Source organism: Nocardiopsis sp. CNS-639 (assembly GCF_000381685.1).
GTDB classification, from domain to species: Bacteria; Actinomycetota; Actinomycetes; order Streptosporangiales; family Streptosporangiaceae; genus Nocardiopsis; species Nocardiopsis dassonvillei.
The window spans coordinates 396806-419866 of sequence record NZ_KB906856.1 but is presented as its reverse complement, the minus strand read 5'-3'; the positions used below and the strand labels follow the sequence as shown (position 1 = coordinate 419866).

The window sequence follows — 23061 nt, the reverse complement described above, 5'->3', positions numbered from 1 at the left end:
ACCCGGCGGGTGCGGCGGACGGGCTCCGCGGCCCCGGTACCGGGGCCGCGTCCCCCGTCGTCGGGCCGGGTCCGGAAGGCCGGTCGGACTCCGGGCGCTCCCCTGGGCGCCGGAGACGGCCTCAGTCGTCCAGGTCGGCCTCGGCCAGCAGCCGCGCCACCGCCCCCGGTTCCCGCAGCGCGTCGGCCAGCACGTGCCTCCTGGACCACTGCCCCGCGCGCCAGCACAGTGCCCGGGCCAGCCCGTCAGTGGTCGAGGCGTGCGCCGAGCCGTCCGCGACGTACCACTCCACCTCCACCCCGTCCACCGTGAGCGTCTGGTGGTGCAGGTAGGTGCGGTCGGGCTCCCCCTCCGGGTCGAGGAAGAGGTCCGCCTCGTCCGGAACCTGGCGCATCTGCCCCGCGGACCCGACCCTTCCCGTCACGGCCTCGCTGGCCAGGTCCAGGTCGAGCACGTCCGCCACGGCCTCGGCCGTCTCGGCCGGGGCGAGCACCAGGGCCCGCTCCTGCTCCTCCAGCAGCGGCAGCAGGTCCGGTGAGTCCACCACGACCGCGTCCTCGGCGTCGGCCACCACGATCGACCCGCCCCGCACCGCCCGCACGCGGGACGGCGGGGTGACCAGGTCGGCGTCCACCCCGGCAAGGGCGGCCCACACCCTGCGCAGCGACGCGCGGTCCACGTGCCGCTGGGGGTCGGCCAGCCGGGCGAGCAGGTCGTCCGCGCCGTCCGGGTCCGCCAGCACGTCCTCCAGGGTGGTGCGCACGCCCAGCGCGCGGGCGAACTCCGGATCGACGTCGGCGCTCACCTCGTCGTACAGGCCCACCAGGGCGGGGTCGGCGTCTCCGAGCCGCAGCCCCGCGGGCGCGCTCCCGCTCAGCAGGGCCCGCGTGCGCAGCCACCAGGCGGTGTAGGAGGGCACGTCCGTCACGCGGCCGTCGGGCAGCAGCACGCGGGCGGGGGCGGTCACCGCCTCGCGCAGCGGCCCCTCGGCGAGCATGGCCAGGGCGCGGGGCCACTGCTCGTCGGCCACGTAGTCCAGGTCGGCGACGCACACCAGCTCGGGGACGACCGGCGGCAACTCCGGGTCGCCCACGCGTTCGAGGACCTCGTCGGCCCACTCCTCCAGGCCGTCCGGGCCCTCCTCGCCCGCCGCGCCGTCGAAGACCGAGGCCAGGTCCTCGCCCAGCGCGACCTCCTCGGCGCGGACCGCGGTCAGCTCCCACAGCGCGCCGACGGCGCGCAGGACCCCGGTCCCGTGCCGTTCCACCAGGTCCGGGTGCACGGTGCCGAAGGGGGCGTCGTCCACGAGGAGGTCGGCCAGGGGCGCGCCGGGTACGAGGAGCTCGGCGGCGACCGAGTAGCCGTCCTCGTCGTCGCGCAGGGCCAGCTCGGAGAGCCAGGGCACGTCGGCGACGCTGATCCCCGAGGCGGACACCAGACCGAGCACGGCCTCGGCCACGGGCTCGGGGTCGTCGGCGTCCAGGGAGGCTCGGACGGCGGCCTCGGTGCGCCCGTCGCGCAGAACGGTCGCGGCGCCGGCCTCCACCGCGCCCAGGCGGTTGAGGAGGGGGTGCACGGCCTCGGGGTGCACGACGCGCACGCCCAGGGCGGCCAGGGCGTCCAGGGGCCCGCGCTCGCGCCGGTCGTCCCCGTCCCCTCGGCCGTCCCGGGTGTCCTGGTCATCCCGGTCGTCCCAGCTGTCCCAGCCGTCCCGCTCGTCACCGCGCGCGCCGCCCGCCGACCAGTCCTGCGAGGGCACCAGCAGCGAACGGGGACCGCGCACGAGCCTGCCGTCGGCCAGCGGGACGGGCAGGGCGCCGAGTTCGTCCAGGTCGGCGCCGCCCCTGCCCGCCCGGTCCAGGGCGGCGTAGAGCGCGGCCCACCAGTGCGGGGGCCGGTCGGTGTCGGCGAGCAGGTCGGCGACGTCGGCCAGGCCGAGGCGGTGGACGCGCAGGGCGGCCAGAGCCGGGTGGCGCGGACTCCAGCTCCCGGGCAGCAGCGGGGGAACGAGTTCGGACAGGACGCGGACGAGGTCGGCGGCGAGGCCGTCGGTCCCGCCCGGACCACCGGTGTCGAGGAGCACGGCGTCGCGCGGGGCGACGGGCGCACCGGCCGCCGTCACCAGGAACGGCGTGTCCTGGAGGGGCTCGGCCACCCGGGCGCGGAAGACGGCGTCGACGGCGCCGCCGCCCACACGGGTTCCGGGCACCAGGTCGAGCGACGCCCGGGGGTCGAAGCGCCGCAGCAGGGCGCAGTAGGCCTCCGCGGCCTCCATGAGCAGCAGGTCGGTGGCGGCTCCGGGCTGGACCGCGCGCCGGTCGCTGCCCAGCGGGAAGGTGCCGATGAGGACGGCGGGCAGGTCGAGCTCGGTATCGGTGGGCGTGGGCGCGTGGACCACGGACTCGACGTCGGCGGGCAGGGCGGCGACCGCACCGTCCTCGTCCACGGGGACCGCCCACGTCAGCGACCACGACGTGCGGTCCCGTTCCTCGGTGGGCCGGTCGGCGAGCAGGGCGGGGTCGAAGGCGCCCGAGCGTTCGAGGGTCCGCCAGAGGGTGGTCCGGGTGCCGTCGTCGTCCAGGTGCGCGGTGACCAGGTCGGCCGTTCCGGTGGCCTCCTCGCGGGTGAGGACGCGTTCGGCGCCCTCGACGTCCACGCGCACCTCGACCAGGCCGGGCAGGGCGAGCAGGAGCGCCTCGCCGGTCCGGTCCAGGAGTTCGCGCACCCGGTCGCGCGCGCGGTCGTCGCGCAGCAGGAGGGTGACGACGGTGTCGTAGCCCTCGGCGCCCTCTCCTGCCTCAGCGGCCTCGGAGGTCACACGGTTGACGGCCTCTGCGGGGAAGGGCAGCCGCAGCATGGGCACGTGCCCGGAACGGCTCTCCACCTCCCGCGCGAGGCCGCTGTGGGCGCCGTCGTCGCCCAGCAGGTCCGTGACCGCGGCGCGGGCGGCCTCGGCGCTGAAGCGGACGGCCGAGCCGCCGGAGTCGACGGTGACGTCGTCGCTGAGCGCCGCCACCGCGGAGAAGCCCACGCCGAAGCGTCCGGCCGAGCCCTGCTCGCCGCGCTTGGTGGAGGCCCTCAGCGTGGCCAGCGACTCCACGCCCTCGGCGGTCAGGGGCGCGCCGGTGTTGGCGGCGGTCAACCGGTGGCCGGTCAGCGCCAGGCGCAGCCGGCCCGGGACACCCGCGCGGCGGGCGGCGTCGGCGGCGTTCTGGGCCAGTTCGACCACGACCCGGTCGCGGTAGCCGCCGAGTGCGAAGTCCTCCTCCGCGTTGGCGTCCTCACGGAAGCGCGCGGGGGCGTCGGCCCACGCGGCGAGAACGCGTCGGCGCAGTTCGGCGGTGTTGTAGGGATCGGCCACCGAAGCGGTCAGCGGCTCGGCCATGGCGGTTTCCTCCTGCGCTGCGGGCACGCCCGGCACGGTGCACCCGGGGCGGGATCGGATGCGGTAAACCGACCCTAGCCCACCGGAGCGGAGGGCTGGGGCCGGACCGTGCGGCGCGGCGGCACAGCGTCGGGAGGAGGCGGGTACCGGGCGGCTCCGGGACGCGGCGGATCCGGACGGCACCGGGCTCGACGTCGGCCTCGGACGGCATCGGCGTACGCCGACGTCAGGAATCCGAGGAGACCAGTTCCAGCTCGGCCGTGTCGTCGAAGACGATGTGGTCGTAGCCCATCTCGTCCACGACGGGCTTGACCGGATCGTTGCGCGACTCGGGGCGGCGCACCTCGGAGTGGGCGCCGCAGCCGTGGTCCATCGAGACCACGCGGCCGTCGTCGGGGGCGTACTCGTTGGTGCACACACCGAACATCTGGCGCAGCTCACCGGCGAGCGGGGTCATGAACCCGCAGGTGAGGCAGCGTGCGGGCGCGGCTGCCGCGATCGGGCTGCGCGGGCCGCCCTCGCCGTTGTACCAGCGCTCGGCGGCCTGCTCGCGCCCGAACTCCGAGAGCACCTGGCGTCGGCCCAGGCCCAGCTCCCAGATCGCCTGCCGGTCCTCGCCCTCGGCGTCCAACTCGCTGTCGGGCACCTGGGCGTAGCCGGGGACGAGCCGTTCGTCGTCCTCCTCGGCGGGCAGCAGGTCGCCCACGCCGAGGTCGCCGGGGCGCAGGCGCTCCTTCCAGGGCACCCACTCGGGCGGGGCGAGGGCGCCTTCGCCGGGCAGCAGAACGACCTCGTTCACCGTGACCTGTTTGGCGCGCGAGGCGCGGACCACGGTGACGGCGTAGTTCCACCCCGGGTAGGCGGGGTCCAGGCAGGTGAAGAGGTGAGTGACCAGGCGGGTGTCCTCGACCTGGGGGGCGAGGTGCTCACCCACCCACTCGGGTCGCCCGACCTCGGCGGCCACCGAGCGAGCCAGCTCCACCGCCTCGATACATGCCTTGTCCGGTACAGGAGAACGTCGAGTAGGGCTCACGCCCCCATTCTCACTGATCGCGAGCACCGATTTGACCATAACGAGGGTCAAGGTTCGCCCGATACATCCTCCGGAAGCGGTCTCGGACCCGTGACCGCCCGGGGACCGGGGACACCGGGCCGGGCCGGGGCGAACCGGGGGCCGGTCCGGCCCCCCGGACGGACCGGGTCCGGCCGCCCCGCGAGCCGGGCGCCCGGTCCTCCGCCCGGGGCGCGCGGACCGCTCAGGCCTCCAGGTCGTCGGCGACCACGCGCAGCACGGAGGCGATCCTGGCCGCCTCGCGCCGTTCGGGGTGGCGCCCCCGGCGGTAGCCGTTGGACAGGCCCTCCAGCAGCTTGATGAGGTCCTCGGTGATCACCACCATCTCGTCCGGCTTCTTGCGCCGCGCCCGGGCGACCGAGTGCTGGTCCTCCAGGAGCCTGACCTGGAGCGCCTGGGCGCCCTTGCGGCCCTCGGCCACGCCGAACTCGACCTTCTGGCCGGGCCGCAGCGACGTGGTGCCCGGAGGGAGCGAGGAGGAGTGCACGAAGACCTCACCGCCGTCGTCGCGGGTGAGGAAACCGAAACCCTTGTCGCCGTCGTACCACTTGACCTTGCCGGTGGGCACCTGGGGACCTCACGCTTTCACTGGCGGGTGCGCCGGGAACGGGCCGCGGGCGGGCGCGGTGGAATCCGCGCGGCCCGCGCGTCGCCGGGACACCCCTGGTTTTTCCACGGGTGCCTCCAAAGTAGTGCCCGGGGACTCACCGGCGCGAGGGCATAAACGGCCGCCGGTCCCCGCTCGCGTCCGGCCGGGCGGGGCCTTCCGGAGGAGCCGCGGGCCCGGACACGGCGAGGAGGCCCGGATGCGGATCATCCGGGCCTCGCGGCGCCGACTGCGGCCCCGCACCGCTGGGTGCGGAGTGTGGGACGGGACTCGGCGGAGACGTGGGCCGCCTCGGCTGCTGTGGCGACCGGGCTGGAGGCCGGGGCGCCGGTACTGACGCGACCGCCTGAAGCGAAAGAGGCGGTGTACCGACATGACTACCCGAATCCGTGTGTTCGGACGCGCGGTAACGGGCCGACCGGAAAAGGTTATTCCCCAGCGTTTGCCAAGCAATGACCAGCGGGACCAGGCCGTTGAACTGGGAGAACACCGCACGTGCCCCGCCACGGCGCACGGCCGCGCGCACGCCCTCAGCGCGGTGCCGCGTCCCGCGCGTACGGCGCCGGGCGCGGGAGCCGGGAGTAGAGGTAGACCGCGCACACCAGGGAGGCCGCGCCGAGGCCGATGACCCCGGTGGCGGTCAGGGACTCCTGGACGTACTCGTCGACGAACTCGGCCTCGCCGCTCCACAGGGCCATGCCGAGCGCGCAGGAGAGCAGGGGCAGGCCCACGCCGATCCACTTGTCGCGGGCGGGCCACACCTGGCTGAGCAGGATCAGGGCCGCCCCCAGGACCCACAGGAAGGCCAGGTCCCACCACCAGGGCACGGCCAGCAGCAGCAGGAGCAGGGCCGCGGCCTCGGGCGGGTGGCGGCGCAGCACCGCCACCGGGCCGCCGCGGTCGGGCCGGTCACCCTGTCCGGGCCGGTCGCCGCGGTCCGCGCGGCGGCCCCGGACGCGCAGCTCCGTCTGGCCGGGCCCCTCCAGCAGGGACCTGATCCCGCGGTCGGGGCCGCCCCGCCAGGGCGGCGGCGGCCGGTCGGCGTGGCGCGGCCTGGAGGGGATCAGCTCGTCGTCCTCGACGTCGAGGTCGCGGCCGTCGAGGTCGCGTTCCACCAGGTCCCGGGGCGTGCCCAGACCCCTGAGGATCCCCCGGACGGTGTCCACGTCGTGTCCCGCGGCGGCGCGGCGCGCGTCGATGCGCGAGCGCACTCCGGCGAGGTAGGCGGTGCGTTCCTGCGCGGTCATGCGTCCGTGCAGCTCCAGGCCGACCTCGGACAGATAATCCAGTACCAGTTGTTCCGAGCGCTGGTTCATGCCCCCATATTGGCTCAGGATGACCTGGCTTTTAAGCCCTACTTCCCAGTTTCGGTCACCGATTTTCCTTCGGATACGGTCCACGACGGTGTGCCGGAGGCAGTCGCGGAAGCCACAGGGGACGGACGCGAACACCGGGGTCCTGATCGCTTAGCGTTGAACCGATGAGCGACAACGCACCGCCCGACGGGCGCGAACCGGGCACGGGGAACCGCACGGCCCCCGCGTCGGGCCGTCCCCCCACGTTCACCTCCTGGCTGCGCGGCCGGTCGGACGACGCACTCGTCGCCCTGCTGCGGGCCCGCCCGGACCTGGCCCAGCCCGTCCCCGCCGACATCGGCGCGCTCGCCTCACGGGCCACCACCCGCAACACCGTTCTGCGGGTCCTGGAGCGGCTGGACCGGTTCACGCTCCAGGTGCTGGAGTCGGTGGTCGCGCTCGGTGACGACCGGTTGTCCGAGCCGGTGGGGGTGTCCGCCGCCGAACTGGCCGAAGCGCTCGGACCGGTGGGCGGCCACGCGGCCGACCGGGCGGACGCGACGGCGGACACCCCGGACGGCGCCGCGGTCGGCGGACCGGCCACGGGGGCGGCCGACGCGAGGACCGGCGCACCGGCGCACGGCACGGTGGGCGGGCCGGTCGGCGAGGCCCTGGACACCCTGCTGCGCCTGGCCCTGGTCTGGCCCGACCGGGGGCGGCTGCGCCCCGTCCAGGTGCTGCGCGACCTGCTCCCCCAGCCCGCCCAGCTCGGCCCGCCCGCGCGCGTGCTGCTCGCCGCGCTGCCGCACGCCGCCGTCAGGAGGCTCGCCGACGACCTCGCGCCGGGCGGCGGCGGGGACACCCCCGTCGAGGCGGTCGCCGCCGTGCTGTCCGCCCCGCCCGGACCGGTCGGCGACCAGGCCCGGCGGCTGCTGGACAGCATGGCGTGGGGGCCGCCGCACGGGACCGTCTCCGACGCCCGCCGCGAGGTCACCCTGGACACCGCCGCCTCCCCGGTCGAGGAGCTGATCGCCCGCGCCCTCCTGCTGCCGAGCGGCGACGACACCCTCACCCTGCCGCGCGAGGTGGGGCTGCACCTGCGTTCGGGTCGGCTGTTCCGCGAGGTCACCACCGCGCCGCCGCCCTTCGAGGGGACCGCACACTCCGCCGAAGCCGTGGCACGGGCGGCCGCCGGTCAGGCCTTCACGGTGCTGCGGGCCGTCGAGGAGCTCCTGGAGCACTGGTCCGAGGACCCGGCCGCGGTGCTGCGCAACGGCGGCCTGGGCGTACGCGACCTGCGCCGCGCCGCCCAGACGATGGACACCGACGAGGCCACCGCCGCCCTGTTCGTGGAGGTCGCGTACGCCGCCGGGCTGCTGGGCGCCGACGACCGGGTCGAGGGCGAGTGGCTGCCCACCCGCGAGTACGACCTGTGGCGGGAGCGCGCGCCCGCGCACCGGTGGCTGCGGCTGGCCTCCGCCTGGCTGGAGTCGGACCGCGTGGCGTCGCTGAGCGGGTCGCGCGACTCGGGCGGACGGATGCGCAACGCGCTCGGTCCGGGCCTGGTCCGTCCGGCCGCGCCGCAGGCCCGCCGCGACCTGCTCACGGAGCTGGGCACCGCGGAACCGGGTCTGGCCCCGCTGCCGGACTCGCTGTCGGCGCGCCTGTCCTGGCGGCGCCCGCGCCGCCAGTCGCCGGTCTACGCCGAACTGGTGCGGACGGCGGCGGCCGAGGCGGCCGCGCTCGGCCTGACCGGGCGCGGCGCGCTGGCCGACCACGTCCGGCCGCTGCTGGAGGGCGACGAGGACGCGGCCGCTCGTGTCCTGGGCGGGGAGCTGCCCAAGCCGCTGGACTACGTGCTGGTGCAGGGCGACCTGACGGCCGTCGCGCCGGGCCCGCTGGTGGCCGAACTGGCCCGTGAGCTGGCCCTGGTCGCCGACGTGGAGTCCACCGGCGGGGCCACGGTGTACCGGTTCACGGAGGGGTCGGTGCGTCGGGCGCTGGACGCGGGGCGGGGCGTCGCCGACATCACCGCCCTGCTCGAACGCCACTCGCGCACCCCGCTCCCCCAGGCCCTGCGGTACCTGGTGTCGGACGTGGGCCGGCGGCACGGACGGTTGCGGGCCGGTTCGGCGTCGAGCTACCTGCGCTGCGACGAGCCCGCGCTGCTGGAGGAGCTGGTCAGCGATCGGCGGGCCGACGACCTGGGGCTGCTGAGGCTGGCGCCGACCGTGGTGGCGAGCCGGTTGACCCGCGCCGCGCTGGTGGAGCGGCTGCGGCAGCTGGGATACCACCCGGTGCCCGAGGGCGGGGACGGGTCGATGCGGCTGAGCCGCCCCGAGGTGCGCCGGGCCGACGCGGCGGACGCACCTCCCCCCGCGACGGACGGATCGGCGGTGTCGCGTGCGCTGGCGGCCGCGGCCGTGCGCGCCGTGCGGGCCGGGGACGAGGCCGCCACGGCGGCGCGCACACCGGTCCCGCTGCCCGAGAACGGCCCGCCGGGATCGCGGTCGGCGGCTGTGCTGGAGGTGCTCGCGGGGGCCGCCAGGGACGGCCGGAGGGTGTGGATCGGCTACACCGACACCGACGGCCGACAGGTGAGCCGGATCGTGGAGCCGTCGGGTGTGGACGGGGGCTTCCTGACCGCCTACGACGCGACCCGGGCGGCGGTGCACCGGTTCGCCGTGCACCGGGTGACCGCCGTGGCCGAACTGGACCCGGAGCCGGGGGAGGAAGCGGGGCGGCAGGAACGGGTGGAGCCGCGCTAGGCGGTGCTTTTGGACCTCCGCTTCGCTTCGTCCCACCCGTCGCCCGCCACCACCCTCAACGGACGCCTACGGCGCGGTCCCGCTCGTGCTCGGGCGTCCTTCGACGCGGGAACCTCCGGTGCCCGCGGCGGGCGGGCCCACGGGGGCGGACCGCGCCGTACCGGACGGCGACGGCGCGGGGCGCACCCGGGTTCCTCACGATCGCCCCGGAGGCGGCGGGCTAGTCTGGAACCGAGTTGGTCGACCCACCGACAGCGAGAGAACCCCCATGAGCAACGCATCGCTGCCCCCCGGGGCATCGTCCCCCCGTGAGCACGGACGCGACGACGACCGCGAGCGCCGCAGGTCCCGCGCCCCCGAGCGCGGCGGGGGGCGCGAGGCCGGGAGCGACCGCCGCGACGACCGCGAGGACGAGCGCGACGGACCCGACGCACGCCAGGCGGCGATCGGGGCCAGCAGTTCGACGATGGCGCTGATCCTGCACGCCCTGACCTTCGTGTGCTGCATGAACTGGCTGTTCGGCGTCGCCGGGATCGTGTTCGCGGTGCGCGCCGCCCACGCCCGCGACCGGGGGCGCGCGGTCCAGGCGGAGACGCTCACGCGCTACTCCTGGTACTGCCTGGGCGCGGCCGGGGTGATGCTCTTCGTGATGCTGGTGCTGACGCTGGTGATGTTCACCCAGGCGGGCTCCTGGATCCAGGGGATCGTCCCGGTCACCAACTACTGAGCCGTGTTTGGCGGACGGGGCCACCGGGCACCGCGTCTGCACGGAGCGCGGGGGGATGACCGGCGGTGACGGAGCCGGGAGCGGTACGAGGCGGGTCCGGCAGGCAGGGGGAGGGGGACGAACGGTGATGAACGGCGGAGGCGGCCCGAAGGCCTTCTGGGAGAGGACGCACGGTCACACACCGGGGTCCGTGTCCGGAGGCGGCCGGGGGCGCCCGGCGTCCTCGGCGCCGTTCCGGCTGCCCGGGGCCCGGGTCGCGCCCGGGCCGGTCGGTGTGCCGGGCGCGCCGGGGCCGGGCGGCCCGGGCGGACACGCCACGGGCCCCGCCCCCGCGAACGCCTCCCCGCTGGCGGCGCCCCCCGACCCGGCGCTTCCCCCCGGGGCGGTCCCCCCGGCGGCCCCTCCCGCCCGTGTGGGCGGAGCCGTGGCCGCGCTGGTGGTGGCCGTCCTCAGCGCGGCGGCGTCGATCCTGATGATGTACCTGGGCTTCTGGTTCTTCCTGCTGGCGGTGAACGTGCCCGGGGTCTGGTTCGGCATCGCGACGCTGCGCAGGCTTCCCGACCCCGAACGGGTGGAGCGGTACATCCGGTACACCTGGGCCTGCAACTTCGCCTACTTCGCCCTGTTCGTCCTTTTCCTCATCCCGGTCGTCGTCCTGGCCATGGTGATGCTCCTGTTCACCTCCTGACCGGGCCCCTGTCGGGTCCTCCCCCCGGGCGGCGGCCCCGGCTGCCACGGAGGCGGCGCGTGCGGGGATCCGACCGGCGGCTACGCCCCGTACGGCGGCCACGGCGTCCCCGGGAGCGGCCGCGGTCCCGAACGGCCCGGTCCACGCGGCCCGCGGGAGCACGGGCCCCGCGGGCATGATCGGAGGCCCGGATGCGTTGCACCTGTGGCCGCCCCCGCCCCGTGAGATTGAAGGTCCGTGTTGTCCTGCCTGATCGTCCAGTCCGACAAGACGCTCCTGCTGGAGGTCGACCACGAGCTGGCCGGCGAGTGCCGCCGGGCCATCGCCCCCTTCGCCGAACTCGAACGCGCGCCCGAACACGTGCACACCTACCGGATCACACCGCTGGCCCTGTGGAACTCCCGTGCCGCCGGGCACGACGCCGAGCAGGTCGTGGACGCGCTGATCCGGTTCTCCAAGTTCCCGGTGCCGCACTCGCTGCTCGTGGACATCGCCGAGACGATGGACCGCTACGGGCGGCTGCGGCTCGTGGGCGACCCGCGGCACGGCCTGGTCCTGGAGTCCTCCGACCGCGCCGTGCTGGAGGAGGTCGTCCGCGCCAAGAAGCTCAAGGGCATGCTGGGCGAGCGGCTGGGCGAGGACTCGGTCGCCGTGCACCCGAGCGAGCGCGGCAACCTCAAGCAGGCGCTGCTCAAGATCGGGTGGCCCGCCGAGGACCTGGCCGGGTACGTGGACGGCGAGGCGCACCCCATCGACCTCGACCAGGAGGGCTGGGAGCTGCGCGGCTATCAGAGGGAGGCCGCGGAGAGCTTCCACGCGGGCGGGTCCGGCGTGGTGGTCCTGCCGTGCGGCGCGGGAAAGACCGTGGTCGGCGCGGCGGCGATGGCCATGACCGGGGCGACCACGCTCATCCTGGTGACGAACACGGTGTCGGTGCACCAGTGGAAGACCGAGCTGCTGCGGCGCACCTCGCTGACCGAGGACGAGATCGGCGAGTACTCGGGCACCCGCAAGGAGATCCGCCCCGTCACCATCGCGACCTACCAGGTCATGGCGGCCAGGCGCAAGGGCGTGTACACGCACCTGGAGCTGTTCGACGCCCGCGACTGGGGCCTGGTCGTCTACGACGAGGTGCACCTGCTGCCCGCGCCGATCTTCCGGATGACCGCCGACCTCCAGGCCCGGCGCCGTCTGGGCCTGACCGCGACCCTGGTGCGCGAGGACGGCCGCGAGGGCGACGTGTTCTCGCTGATCGGCCCCAAGCGCTACGACGCGCCGTGGAAGGACATGGAGAACCAGGGGTGGATCGCCCCCGCGGACTGCGTCGAGGTGCGGGTGGACCTGTCGGAGGCCGAGCGGCTGGCGTACGCGACCGCCGAGCCGGAGGACCGCTACCGGTTCTGCGCCTCCTCCGAGACCAAGAACTCGGTGGTCCGGGAGATCGTGGAGCGCCACCCCGATGAGCAGGTGCTGGTCATCGGCTCCTACATCGACCAGCTGGACGAGCTCGGCGCGTCGCTGGGCGCGCCGGTGATCAAGGGCGAGACCCGCAACAAGGAGCGCGAGCGCCTCTTCGACGCCTTCCGCTCCGGAGATCTGCGGACGCTGGTGGTGTCGAAGGTCGCGAACTTCTCCATCGACCTGCCCGAGGCCGGTGTCGCGGTGCAGGTGTCGGGGTCCTTCGGCTCGCGGCAGGAGGAGGCGCAGCGGCTCGGCCGGGTGCTGCGCCCCAAGGCCGACGGCCGCGCCGCCCGCTTCTACGCGGTGGTGGCGCGCGACACCCTCGACCAGGACTACGCCGCGCACCGGCAGCGCTTCCTGGCCGAGCAGGGGTACGCCTACCGGATCACCGACGCCGGCGACCTGCTGTCGGGCGAGGAGATCTGACCGGGGCGGGCGGCCCCGCACGCGGCCCGGCGGGGCGCGTCCGCCCGGGGTTCGCGCCGCTCAGAAGGACGGCAGACCGCCCATGACGTAGGTGCCCGCGGCGATCCCCCAGGCCACCAGGGAGTAGCTCAGGGTGCGGGTGCGCAGGAGCCGGTCGCCCCGCACGGACGGCGCGGTGAAGGCCGCCACGAGGAGCGCCATGCCGAGCAGGGCGGGGATGGCGGAGGCCAACGCGAAGAGCTGGGTCTGGGCGGCGCACGCGGTGTAGCCGGATGTGCCGGGATCACCACAGAACACGTCGTTCCCCGATCGTTCGGTGCGGTCGGTACTCCCCGACCGTACCGTTTCGGCGGGGGCACGCCGTCAACGGCCGCGGTCGCACATCCATCGAGTCGGATTCGGCTTTTGGCGCCGTACACCCCGTTCGCTCTTTACACGAGCCCCTTTCGTGTCCAATCATGAGGGCACAGCAGCTCCCCCAGCGGCCAGGAGGTCCTCCCCATGCCCGTCTCCCCCGCCCCGCCCCCGCCCTCTCCCGCGCGGCGCCGCACCGGCTTCCACTCGCTCCGGGGCGGCGGCCTGAACTGGGGCTCCCTCCCGCTCAAGCTGTTCGCCAAGGGCAACGCCCGGTTCTGGAACCCGGCGGACATCGACCTGAGCCGGGACGCCGAGGACTGGGAGGGGCTGGGCGAGGAGGCCCGGGCGCGGATCCTGCGGCTGTGCGCGTTCTTCGTCGCGGGTGAGGAGGCGGTCACGGAGGACATCCAGCCCTTCCTGCGGGCCATGGCCGCGGAGGGGCGACTGGGCGACGAGATGTACCTGACCCAGTTCGCGTTCGAGGAGGCCAGGCACGTCCAGGCGTTCCGGCTGTGGCTGGACGCGCTCGGGGTCCACGAGGACCTGCACGGGTACGTGGACGCCAACCCGGGGTACCGGACGCTGTTCTACGAGGAGCTGCCCAGCTCGCTGGAGGCGCTGCTGGAGGACCCGAGCCCCCGCAACCAGGTGCGCGCCTCGGTCACCTACAACCACGTCATCGAGGGCTCACTGGCGCTGACCGGGTACTACGCCTGGAACCACCTGTGCACGGTGCGCGACGTCTTCCCGGGGATGCGCCGGATCGTGCGCGGGATCGGCGACGACGAGCGGCGACACATGGCGTGGGGCACCTTCACCTGTCGCCGCCACGTCGCGGCCGACGACGCCAACTGGGACGTGGTGCGCGAGCGGCTGGACGAGCTGCTGCCGCACGTGGTCTCCACGGTGGAACGCGGCGAGGAGCCCTCGGGCGACCCGGCGACCCGCCGCTACGAACTGCCGCCAGGCGAACTGGTCCGCTACGCGAGCGACCGCGCGCTGCGCCGCCTCGGCGCGATCGAGTCCGCGCGCGGGGTGCCCGTGTCGCGCATCGACCTGGACGCCACACCCGAGGACCTGGAGGAGCGGTTCGGCGAGGAGGACCGGGAGGCCGTGCGGAGGCTGGCGGCCCGGGACTGAGAACCGGCCGGGCCGCTCAGACCGCACTGCGCGGGGCGCGCCCGGACGCGTGCCACAGCTCCCGGCGCCCGCGTTCGGCCTCCAGGGCGACGCGCCCGAACGGCTCGGTCCGCCAGTCGTCCTCCTCCCGGTGGTTGGCGTAGAGCACGTCGCCGTCGCGGGAGAGGACGTAGAGCGAGTCCGCCAGCCGGTGGGTCTCCAGGAACTCCACCGTGTTGGGGAGGCCCAGATAGAAACGGTCATGGTGGAGTTCGGGCATCCACCTGCCGAAACCCTGGTCGGCGCGGGCCCGGGCGTACCGGTCGGCGATCGCGAAGCGGCTGTTGGAACTGTGGGTGGCCACGAGGGCGACCTCCACCCGGTACCCGGCGTCGCGGAACCCCTCCACCCAGGACGCGGCCCAGTCGGCGCGGCCGAGGGGATGGCTGCACACGGCGTCCACGCGGCCCGCGCGCATATGCGCCATGGCCAGCCCGTGCAGGCCGCCGACCTGCCGACCCAGGGAGGCGGAGGCGGCGCGGTCGTCGGCGGCCATCGCCCACTCGTAGTCCGGCGCCAGGCGCAGCAGGTCGTCACCGTCGTAGCTGACGGTGCCCTCGGGCAGGAACGGCAGGACCAGGCGCTGGAGGGTGGACTTGCCCGAGCCGGGCTGACCGCCCAGGAGCAGGAGCCGGGGCCGCTCGCGGGCCGGTCCGGTGAGCCGGTCGCGGAGCGCGAGGTCGAACAGCGCGTCCAGGTCGGCCCCGGCCAGGACGGGGCCCGGATCCCCGGGGGTCGCGCCGTCGCGGACCCGGATCGGCTCGGCCCGCAGTCCGGCGACGATCCCCGGGAGCTCCCGGTTGACCCGGGCGACCTCCCCGTCGTCGAGGAAGGGCAGCCGCGCCTCCCCCGCGAGGAGTTCGGCGGCGCGCTCCCGGAGCCCGGTCCTGCTCAGGCAGGCGCCGACGGCCGCGCTGTACAGGTTGTAGGCCCGTTCGCGGGCCTGCCGGGAACCGGCCTCCTGCGCGGGGAAACCGCCGCAGGCGCTGTCCTCCACCAGGGTCCGCTCGCCCACCTGTGGAACCGTCATCCGTGTCCGCCCTTCACCCACCGGGGATGCTAGTGGTTCCCCGGCCCCGGGGTACGGGGTTCGGCGCGGTTGGCCGGAGGCGGCCAGGAGGACGGGGTGGGACGCGCTGGGCCCCACCCCGTCAGTGCGGTCAGGCCGCGGAGCACGTCACCTCGGGCGCGCCGTTGCTACCGCCGTGGGTGCCGGTGAACCCGAACTCGGTGCTGCCGCCGACGCTGAGCGTGCCGTTCCAGCCGAGGTCGGAGGCGGTGACCCGCGACCCGCTGCTGGAGAACTCGGCGTTCCAGCCCTGGCTGAACCGCTGCCCGTCGGCGTAGGTCCACGTCACGGTCCAGCCGCTGAGGGAGTCCTCGGCGGTGACCGTCACCGCCGCCTGGAAGCCGTTGCCCCACTCGCTGACGACCCTGTAGTCGGCCGTGCAGCCCTCGCCCGCGGGCGGGTCGGTGGGCTCCTCGGGGTCGGTCGGCTCACCGGGGTCGGTGGGGTACTCGGGGGCGTTCACCGCCATGTCGTAGGCGGCCTGGGGCACGAACTGCCCCGCGGGCGCGATGCAGCCGTCGGCCTCACCGGGCAGCTTGGTCCAGATGAAGGCGTCGATCAGCGGGTTCCCGGTGTCGGTGGTGCTGGGGCGGCCGATCATCCGTCCCGGCGGGTCGCACCACTCGTTCTGGGGTGCGGGGCCGTTGCCGTTGCGGCTGGTGTCGATCACGGCGCCGAGGCCGGACACGCCCGTCGCGGCGATGACGGCCTCCGCGAAGGCGACCTCGTCGTGGGTCCAGTTGTAGTTGGAGGTGTTGGTGGCGACGCCGTGCGCGCTGTTCGCGACGTCCGCGCCGTTGAGCAGGTCGGCGGCCTCCTGCGGGTCCAGCCAGGCCGAGTTGCCGATGTCGAAGTAGACCCTGGCCTCGGAGGAGCCCTCCATGAGCGCCTTGCCCGCGTAGGCCATGGAGTCCAGGAGCTCGGACGGGTCGCTGCAGCCGCTCACCAGCGGCAGGGCGTCGGGTTCCAGGACGATGGTGGCGGACCGGCCCTCCAGCCCCGCGGCGACCTCGTCGACCCAGGTGCGGTAGGCGTCGTGGCTGGGCGCCCCGCCGCCGCTGTGGTTGCCGCAGTCGCGGCCGGGGATGTTGTAGACCACCAGGATGGGGGTCTGGCCCTGGGCGTCGGCGGCGCTGACCACCGCGTCCACGTCGTCGCGGACCTCGGCGGGGTTGTACTGGGTGAACCAGGTGGCCTGGGCGACCGAGGCGATGCGGTCGCGGATGACGTCGGCCCGGGGGTCGTTCGGGTTCTCCTCGACCCAGACGGCCGCCGACGTGTTGGGGTTGACGTAGAACTCGGAGTCGGCGGCCGAGGCGGGCGCCGTGGCGAGCAGCGCCGTCCCCAGGGCCAGGGCCGAGACGGAGCTCACTGCTGCTCCGACGGCTATGCGTGTGCGGGACATGAGCCTTCCTTCGGTGTGGTGTTCCCCGGTTTCCCTGCTTCCCCGTTACTGCGCGCATGGGAGCGCTCCCAAAAAGTCACATTACCCGGCGGAGCCCCTTGCCCCCAGGGGGGTAACGACTGTGTTTCCCAAAGGTGACATCCACGCCCTGACATAGGGTGGTCGCATGTCACCTACCCCGCCCTCCTCCCCCGCTGTCATCGACGCCCTGGCCTGGGTCCACGTCAGCGAGGGACGCCTGCTGTGCGTCCGCACCGACGGAGTGGACCTGTTCTACCTGCCCGGCGGCAAGCGCGAGCCCGGGGAGAGCGACGAGGCCGCGGTGGCCCGCGAGGCGCTGGAGGAGGTCAGCGTGGTGCTGCGACCGGACACGGTCCGCCGGATAGCGGTGATCGACGAGGCCGCCCACGCCCAGGGCCCGGGCACCCGTGTGCGCCTGTCCTGCCACACCGCCGAGTACGACGGCGAGATCTCGGCGGACAACGAGATCGCCGAACTGGCGTGGATCGGCTTCGCCGACCGCGGGCGCTGCGCCCCGGCGGTGCGCCGCCTCATCGAACTCCTCCACGCCGAGGGCACCGTCGTCTGACCCGCGCCCGCCCCCGGCGACCGGAGCGGAACGTTCGACGGTCTTCTCCAGGGGGTACGCCCGACTGTCGCCTCCGGGGACGGAGCGCTCCGCGGCGTCACCCGTCGAGGGCCGGGGCGGAGCGTTCCGGCGTCAGCGACCGAGCGCCGGTGGAGCACGTGCTGGCGGGAGGGCCCGGCGGCGGTCGGCGCGAGGCCTTCCCCACGCCGTCGCCCGCGCCTCCGGGCCTGCCTCCCGGCCCCGGAAAAATGGGTGGCCCGCGCCCCTCCCCGCTGGTTACAGTCCGGATACTGTGCGGACACTTCCCCAGCCCACCGGCGTTCCCGAACGCCGTTCGGCCGACCGGTTCCTGTGGTGGCTCGCCCGGAAGGAGCGCCGCTCACTGCTGTGGGCCGGGACCACCACGGGCGCCTTCATGCTCACCGGCGTGCTCATCTCCGCCGCGCTCGGCGCCGCCCTCGACTCCGGGGTCACCCGCGGCGACCCGGACGCCCTCCTCGGCTGGTTCGGCGTCCTCAGCGCCCTCGTCGTGGTCTCCGTCGCACTCGTCCCCCTCTCCCACCGGGCCGACTGCTTCAGCTGGTACGCGTCCGCCTACCGCACGATCCAGGTGGTCACCAACCACTCCGTGCGCATGGGCCCCACGCTCACCCGGCGTCTGCCCTCCGGCGAGGTGGTGGCCGTGGGCACCGAGGACATCGACCGCGTCGGCGACTTCTACGAGACGGTGGGCCAGCTCCTGGCCGTCTTCGTGACGGTGGCCGCGGTCAGCGCCCTCATGCTCACCTCGCACGTCACCTTCGGCGTCATCGTCCTGGTGTCGGTCCCGCTGATCATGGCGGGGATGGTCCCCCTGCTGAACCTGTTCTCCCGCCGCCAGGAGCACCAGCGCGACCGGCAGGCCGAACTCACCACCCTGGCCACCGACCTGGTCGCGGGCCTGCGCGTGCTCCGGGGCGTGGGCGGCGAGCGCACCGTGGACCACCGCTACCGCACCGCCTCCCAGGGGGTCCGCTCCGCCGCCATGCGCGTGGGCTGGGTGGACGCCGCCCTCAACGCCGTGCGCGAACTCCTCCCGGGCCTCCTCCTCGTGGGCATCGTCTGGTACGGCGCGCGCCTGGCCCTGACCGGGGAGATCACCGTCGGCCAGCTCGTCGCGTTCTACGGCTACGCCGGAACGCTCTCCATGGCCGTGCGCCACCTGATGCGTTCCCTGTCCATGTACGTCTCGGCCCGTGTGGCCGCCGGTCGCGTGGTGCGCGTGCTGCGCTTGGAGCACGACCACCCCGACCCCGAGCGCCCCGAGCCGGAACCGACCGGCCCCTGCGACCTGCACGACCCGGGCAGCGGAGTGACCCTCGCCGCGCACCGCACCACCGGCGTGGTCTGCGCCGACCCCGCCGACGCCACCGTCATCACCGAACGCCTGGGGCGCTACCGGGACGAGGAGGGCACGCACGCCGCGCTGGTCGAGACGGCCACGGGCCGGACCGTGCGCCTGCGCGACCTGCCCCGGTCCCGGGTGCGCCGCCGCGTCCTGGTGGCCGCCAACGACGCGCACCTGTTCTCCGGAACCCTGCGCGGCGAACTGTCCCCGGACCAGGGGATCTCCGACGAACGCCTGGCCGAGGTCGTGCGCGCCGCGCACGCCGACGACGTGGTGCGCCAGTCCGCCGCCGGGCTGGACGCGCTGCTGACCGAGCGCGGCCGCGAGTACTCCGGCGGCCAGCAGCAGCGCCTGCGCCTGGCACGTGCCCTGGCCCTGGAGCCGGAGATCCTGATCCTGGTGGAGCCCGCCTCAGCCGTGGACGCCCACTCCGAGGCCGCGATCGCCGCCGGGCTGCCCGCCGAGCGGGCGGGGCGCACGACCGGCCTGGTCACCACCAGCCCCCTGCTGCTCGACCACACCGACCACGTGCAGTTCGTCGAGGAGGGCCGCCTCACGGCCGAGGGGACCCACCGCGCCCTCCTCGCCGAGTGCCCGAGCTACGCCGCCACCGTCCTGCGCGCCGTTCCCACGGAGGGGAAGCCATGACCCGGGCCGCCGACAACGCCGAGACCCTCGGCCCGCCGCAGGCGTCCGGAGTGTTCAAGACGCCCCGAGCGCCCGAGGCGGCCAGCGCACCCGGAGCGCCCTCCGATCCCGCCGCGTCCGCCGCTCCCGCGGAGCACCACGCGGCGGGACTGCCGATCGCGCCGGTCGCTGCCGTGTGGCGGCGGCTGCGCCGTGCCGGGCGCGAGCACGGACGGCTGCTCGCCGTCGTCGTCCTGCTGTACGGGACGGCCGCGCTCATGGCGTTGGCCTCGCCCTGGATCCTGGGTCTGATCATCGACACCGTGCGCGCCGAGGGGGCGCCGTCCGCGACCTCGGAGCAGGCGGCCTCGCACGTCGACGTGCTCGCCGGGCTCATCGTCGCGGCTCTGGTGCTGCACGCCGGGTTCACCCTGGCCTCCGTGGCGGCCTCGATCCGGTTCGGCGAGAGCGTGCTGGCCGAGCTGCGCGAGGAGTTCGTGCGCGCGGTGCTCCGGCTCCCGATGGGAGTGGTGGAGCGGGCGGGCACGGGCGACCTCGTGGCGCGCACCGGCCGCGACATCGGCCACCTGAGCCACACCGTACGCGTTTCGGTGCCGGTGATGGCGGTGAGCACGGTGACCCTGGTGGTCGTCACCACGGCGCTCACCGTCCTGCACCCTCTCCTGCTGCTGGCGTGGCTGCCGTCGGCGCCCGTGCTGTGGCTGTCCACGCGCTGGTACGCGCGCAGGGCCCCGGACGGGTACGTGCGCGAGCTGGGCACCTACTCGGAACTGACCCGGAGCGTGACCGACACCGTGGAGGGCGCGCACACCATCGAGTCGCTGGGACGGCAGGCCCGGCGGATCGCGCTCAACGAACAAAGGGTGGGGCGGGCCTACGCGGCGGAGCGGTACACGCTGTGGCTGCGCTGCGTCTGGTACCCGCCGCTGGAGTTCGGGTACATGTTCCCGATCGCGCTGACCTTCCTGGTGGCGGGCCTGCTGTACGCCGACGGAGCGCTGAGCCTGGGCGGGATCGCCACCGCGGTCTTCCTCAGCAGGCAGATGGCGCGGCCCCTGGACCAGCTGCTGGACCAGGTGGACAGCCTGATGATGGGCTTCACGAGCATGCGCAGGCTGCTGGGCGTGGAGCTGGCCGGGGAACCGGAGGGGAGGGCGCTCTCCGCGGCGGACGCGGCCGGGACCGCCCGGCCCGGCGAGGTGCGAGTGGAGGACGTGCGCTTCGCCTACACCGACGCGGAGGTCCTGCACGGCGTCGACCTGGTGCTGGCGCCCGGCGAACGCCTGGCCGTGGTGGGCCCGAGCGGCGCGGGCAAGTCGACCCTGGGCAAGCTGATCGCGGGCGTGCACCCGCCCACCTCGGGCGCTGTCCGCGTGAGCGGGGCGCCGGTGTCGGGCCTGCCTCCCGAGGAACGGCGCGCGCGGGCGATCCTGCTGAGCCAGGAGAGCCACATGTTCCGGGGGACGATCGCCGAGAACCTGGCGTTGGCGCTGGATCGGCCCGAGGGCGCTGCCGAGGTGGACGAGGAGCGCCTGTGGGAGGCGCTGGCCGCCGTGGACGCCGAGCCCTGGGTGCGCGCGCTGCCGGAGGGGCTGGGCACGCGGGTGGGGTCGGGCCACGCCCCGCTGGACCCGGCGCACGTGCAGCAACTGGCCCTGGCCCGCGTGGTGCTGGCCGACCCCGACGTGCTGGTGCTGGACGAGGCCACGTCCCTGATGGACCCGCGTTCGGCCCGCCACCTGGAACGCTCGCTGGCGGGGGTGCTGTCGGGGCGCACGGTGGTGGCCATCGCGCACCGGCTGCACACCGCGCACGACGCCGACCGGATCGCGGTGGTGGAGGACGGCCGGATCAGCGAGCTGGGCAGTCATGACGAGCTGCTGGCCCGCGGCGGCTCCTACGCCGACCTGTGGCGGGCCTGGCACGGCGCGGACTGAGACCCCTCGGACCGTTGCCGCCCGCGTGCTCGGGGGTACCGCTGGCCGAGCCGGAACCCGGCGGGCGCACTCCCCGGGGTCGCCGCTGTGCCCGCGCCCGCGTCCGTCCGACGCTTCGCGGAACAACCCGGCTCGGCACGAGGAAGAGCGCCGTGCCCCACCCCGGAAAAGGCGAAACCGGGCGGCCCCCGAAGGGGCCGCCCGGTCGTCGCGGGCGAGGTCGCGTATCCGGACCTCAGACACCTGCGGGCCCGGGGGCCCGAGGTCTCACGGACCTACTAGAAGTCCATGCCGCCCATGCCACCGGTCGGGTCGCCGGCGGGAGCGGCGGCCTTCTCCGGCTTCTCGGCGATGACGGCCTCGGTGGTCAGGAACAGACCGGCGATGGAAGCCGCGTTCTGCAGAGCCGAGCGGGTGACCTTGGTCGGGTCGATGACGCCGTCCTTGAACAGGTCGGTGTACTCGCCGGTGGCGGCGTTCAGGCCGAACCCGGGCTCCAGGTTCTTGACCTTCTCCGCCACGACGCCGCCCTCGAGGCCGGCGTTGATCGCGATCTGCTTGAGCGGCTCGGCGATGGCGCGGCGCACGATGTCGGCGCCGATGGCCTCGTCGCCCTCCAGCTCCAGCTTCTCGAAGGCCGGGACGCTGGCCTGGAGCAGAGCGACACCACCGCCGGGCAGGATGCCCTCCTCGACCGCGGCCTTGGCGTTGCGGACGGCGTCCTCGATGCGGTGCTTGCGCTCCTTGAGCTCCACCTCGGTGGCGGCACCGGCCTTGATGACGGCCACGCCGCCGGCCAGGCGGGCGAGACGCTCCTGGAGCTTCTCGCGGTCGTAGTCGGAGTCGGTGCGCTCGATCTCGTTGCGGATCTCGTTCACGCGACCGGCGATCGCGGTGGCGTCACCGGCGCCGTCCACGATGGTGGTCTCGTCCTTGGTGACGACGACCTTGCGGGCGCGGCCGAGCATGTCGAGCTCGGTGCTCTCCAGCTTGAGGCCGACCTCCTCGGTGATGACCTGGCCGCCGGTCAGCACGGCGATGTCGCCGAGCTGGGCCTTGCGGCGGTCACCGAAGCCCGGGGCCTTGACGGCGACGGACTTGAAGGTGCCGCGGATCTTGTTGACGACCAGCGTCTGGAGGGCGCCGCCCTCCAGGTCCTCGGCGATGACGACCAGCGGGCGGCCGGCCTGGAGGACCTTCTCGACAACCGGCAGGAACTCGTTGTTGTTCGAGATCTTGGAGTTGACGATGAGGATGTAGGGGTCCTCGAGGACCGTCTCCATGCGCTCCAGGTCAGTGGCGAAGTAGGGCGAGATGTAGCCCTTGTCGAAGCGCATGCCCTCGGCGAGCTCGAGCTCCAGCCCGAAGGTCTGGCCCTCCTCGACCGTGATGACGCCTTCCTTGCCGACCTTGTCCATGGCCTCGGCGATGGTCTCGCCGATCTGGGGGTCGCCGGCGGAGATCGAGGCGGTGGAGGCGATCTGCTCCTTGGTCTCGATGTCCTTGGAGAGGTTGCCGAGCTCCTCGTTGATGCGCGCGACGGCGGACTCGATGCCGCGCTTGAGGCTGATCGGGTTGGCGCCGGCGGCGACGTTGCGCAGGCCCTCGCGAACGAGCGCCTGGGCGAGCACGGTGGCGGTGGTGGTGCCGTCACCCGCGACGTCGTCGGTCTTCTTGGCGACCTCCTTGACCAGCTCGGCCCCGATCTTCTCCCACGGGTCCTCGAGCTCGATCTCCTTGGCGATGGAGACACCGTCGTTGGTGATCGTGGGGGCGCCCCACTTCTTCTCCAGGACGACGTTGCGACCCTTGGGGCCGAGCGTGACCTTGACGGCGTCAGCGAGCTGGTTCATGCCGCGCTCAAGGCCGCGACGGGCCTCCTCGTCGAACGCGATCAGTTTGGCTGCCATTGAGTTCTTGTCCTCCCGTGACCGGGCTGATACGCGATGGGACGAGGCATGCGCCCGCGACGGACGACCGCGGAACCTCCCGGCAACCCTGCTGCCGGGAGCCGCGATCTCGCAGCCTCGATCCGGTTAGCACTCAGTGAAGGCGAGTGCT

16 protein-coding genes are annotated in these 23061 nt (G+C 74.4%); 8 read left to right on the top strand and 8 right to left on the bottom strand.

Annotation, left to right across the window (positions count from 1 at the left end; genetic code table 11):
• Window positions 1-121: 121 nt before the first annotated feature.
• The 4 genes from G011_RS0107265 to G011_RS0107250 form a co-directional block, all read right to left on the bottom strand.
• On the bottom strand, window positions 122-3385 hold the full coding sequence (locus G011_RS0107265) for a sacsin N-terminal ATP-binding-like domain-containing protein (RefSeq protein WP_019607895.1): 3264 nt from the start codon (window positions 3383-3385) through the stop codon (window positions 122-124).
• Window positions 3386-3611: 226 nt separating this feature from the next.
• On the bottom strand, window positions 3612-4367 hold the full coding sequence (locus tag G011_RS0107260; RefSeq protein WP_019607894.1) for a DUF3027 domain-containing protein: 756 nt from the start codon (window positions 4365-4367) through the stop codon (window positions 3612-3614).
• A 274-nt stretch (window positions 4368-4641) separates the two neighbouring features.
• Window positions 4642-5025, bottom strand: a complete 384-nt coding sequence (locus tag G011_RS0107255) for a cold-shock protein (protein ID WP_019607893.1) — start codon at window positions 5023-5025, stop codon at window positions 4642-4644.
• A gap of 569 nt (window positions 5026-5594) precedes the next feature.
• The gene (locus G011_RS0107250) at window positions 5595-6380 is read right to left on the bottom strand and encodes a hypothetical protein (protein WP_019607892.1); all 786 of its coding nucleotides are present in this window, start codon (window positions 6378-6380) and stop codon (window positions 5595-5597) included.
• Window positions 6381-6544: 164 nt separating this feature from the next.
• On the opposite strand from G011_RS0107250, the gene G011_RS0107245 reads away from it, so the two are divergent.
• From G011_RS0107245 to G011_RS0107230, 4 genes are all read left to right on the top strand, one after another.
• A complete protein-coding gene (locus G011_RS0107245) occupies window positions 6545-9127 on the top strand; it encodes a helicase-associated domain-containing protein (protein WP_019607891.1) in 2583 nt (860 codons plus the stop codon).
• Between the two features lie 268 nt (window positions 9128-9395).
• Window positions 9396-9854, top strand: a complete 459-nt coding sequence (locus G011_RS0107240) for a hypothetical protein (protein ID WP_019607890.1) — start codon at window positions 9396-9398, stop codon at window positions 9852-9854.
• Window positions 9855-10278: 424 nt separating this feature from the next.
• Window positions 10279-10542, top strand: coding sequence for a hypothetical protein (locus tag G011_RS0107235; protein ID WP_332461503.1), 264 nt, complete (start codon window positions 10279-10281; stop codon window positions 10540-10542).
• A gap of 240 nt (window positions 10543-10782) precedes the next feature.
• A complete protein-coding gene (locus G011_RS0107230) occupies window positions 10783-12429 on the top strand; it encodes a DNA repair helicase XPB (RefSeq protein WP_019607889.1) in 1647 nt (548 codons plus the stop codon).
• A gap of 60 nt (window positions 12430-12489) precedes the next feature.
• Here the strand turns inward: G011_RS0107230 and G011_RS0107225 are convergent, their stop codons facing one another.
• Window positions 12490-12726: a hypothetical protein gene (locus tag G011_RS0107225; RefSeq protein ID WP_013155191.1), complete on the bottom strand. Its 237-nt coding sequence runs from the start codon at window positions 12724-12726 to the stop codon at window positions 12490-12492.
• 204 nt (window positions 12727-12930) lie between these two features.
• Between G011_RS0107225 and G011_RS0107220 the strand changes: the two genes are divergently transcribed.
• Window positions 12931-13926, top strand: coding sequence for a R2-like ligand-binding oxidase (locus tag G011_RS0107220; RefSeq protein WP_019607888.1), 996 nt, complete (start codon window positions 12931-12933; stop codon window positions 13924-13926).
• A 16-nt stretch (window positions 13927-13942) separates the two neighbouring features.
• Here G011_RS0107220 and G011_RS0107215 read toward each other — a convergent pair whose 3' ends face one another.
• Together G011_RS0107215 and G011_RS0107210 are read right to left on the bottom strand one after the other, a co-directional pair.
• Window positions 13943-14995: a zeta toxin family protein gene (locus G011_RS0107215; RefSeq protein ID WP_026338104.1), complete on the bottom strand. Its 1053-nt coding sequence runs from the start codon at window positions 14993-14995 to the stop codon at window positions 13943-13945.
• A gap of 130 nt (window positions 14996-15125) precedes the next feature.
• Window positions 15126-16439: a glycoside hydrolase family 6 protein gene (locus tag G011_RS0107210; protein WP_026338103.1), complete on the bottom strand. Its 1314-nt coding sequence runs from the start codon at window positions 16437-16439 to the stop codon at window positions 15126-15128.
• A gap of 166 nt (window positions 16440-16605) precedes the next feature.
• On the opposite strand from G011_RS0107210, the gene G011_RS0107205 reads away from it, so the two are divergent.
• The 3 genes from G011_RS0107205 (at window position 16606) to G011_RS0107195 (ending at window position 21000) form a co-directional block, all read left to right on the top strand.
• The gene (locus tag G011_RS0107205; RefSeq protein ID WP_019607885.1) at window positions 16606-17028 is read left to right on the top strand and encodes an NUDIX domain-containing protein; all 423 of its coding nucleotides are present in this window, start codon (window positions 16606-16608) and stop codon (window positions 17026-17028) included.
• 292 nt (window positions 17029-17320) lie between these two features.
• Window positions 17321-19063 (top strand): ABC transporter ATP-binding protein, encoded by a 1743-nt coding sequence (locus tag G011_RS0107200; protein WP_019607884.1) that lies wholly within the window; start codon window positions 17321-17323, stop codon window positions 19061-19063.
• Window positions 19060-21000 (top strand): ABC transporter ATP-binding protein, encoded by a 1941-nt coding sequence (locus G011_RS0107195; protein WP_019607883.1) that lies wholly within the window; start codon window positions 19060-19062, stop codon window positions 20998-21000. The genes G011_RS0107200 and G011_RS0107195 overlap by 4 nt, the downstream gene beginning before the upstream one ends.
• Before the next feature lie 278 nt (window positions 21001-21278).
• Here G011_RS0107195 and groL read toward each other — a convergent pair whose 3' ends face one another.
• Window positions 21279-22910 carry a chaperonin GroEL gene (groL, locus tag G011_RS0107190; protein ID WP_013155198.1) on the bottom strand — a complete coding sequence of 544 codons (1632 nt, stop codon included), beginning with the start codon at window positions 22908-22910 and terminating at the stop codon, window positions 21279-21281.
• Window positions 22911-23061 lie beyond the last annotated feature (151 nt).

What these genes read in the sequence shown, in the direction of transcription:
- G011_RS0107265 (WP_019607895.1), bottom strand. Translation starts at nt 3,385, where the DNA reads ATGGCCGAGCCGCTGACCGCTTCGGTGGCCGATCCCTACAACACCGCC.
- G011_RS0107250 (WP_019607892.1), bottom strand. Translation starts at nt 6,380, where the DNA reads ATGAACCAGCGCTCGGAACAACTGGTACTGGATTATCTGTCCGAGGTC.
- G011_RS0107245 (WP_019607891.1), top strand. Translation starts at nt 6,545, where the DNA reads ATGAGCGACAACGCACCGCCCGACGGGCGCGAACCGGGCACGGGGAAC.
- G011_RS0107240 (WP_019607890.1), top strand. Translation starts at nt 9,396, where the DNA reads ATGAGCAACGCATCGCTGCCCCCCGGGGCATCGTCCCCCCGTGAGCAC.
- G011_RS0107220 (WP_019607888.1), top strand. Translation starts at nt 12,931, where the DNA reads ATGCCCGTCTCCCCCGCCCCGCCCCCGCCCTCTCCCGCGCGGCGCCGC.
- G011_RS0107215 (WP_026338104.1), bottom strand. Translation starts at nt 14,995, where the DNA reads ATGACGGTTCCACAGGTGGGCGAGCGGACCCTGGTGGAGGACAGCGCC.
- G011_RS0107210 (WP_026338103.1), bottom strand. Translation starts at nt 16,439, where the DNA reads ATGTCCCGCACACGCATAGCCGTCGGAGCAGCAGTGAGCTCCGTCTCG.
- G011_RS0107205 (WP_019607885.1), top strand. Translation starts at nt 16,606, where the DNA reads ATGTCACCTACCCCGCCCTCCTCCCCCGCTGTCATCGACGCCCTGGCC.
- G011_RS0107195 (WP_019607883.1), top strand. Translation starts at nt 19,060, where the DNA reads ATGACCCGGGCCGCCGACAACGCCGAGACCCTCGGCCCGCCGCAGGCG.
- groL (WP_013155198.1), bottom strand. Translation starts at nt 22,910, where the DNA reads ATGGCAGCCAAACTGATCGCGTTCGACGAGGAGGCCCGTCGCGGCCTT.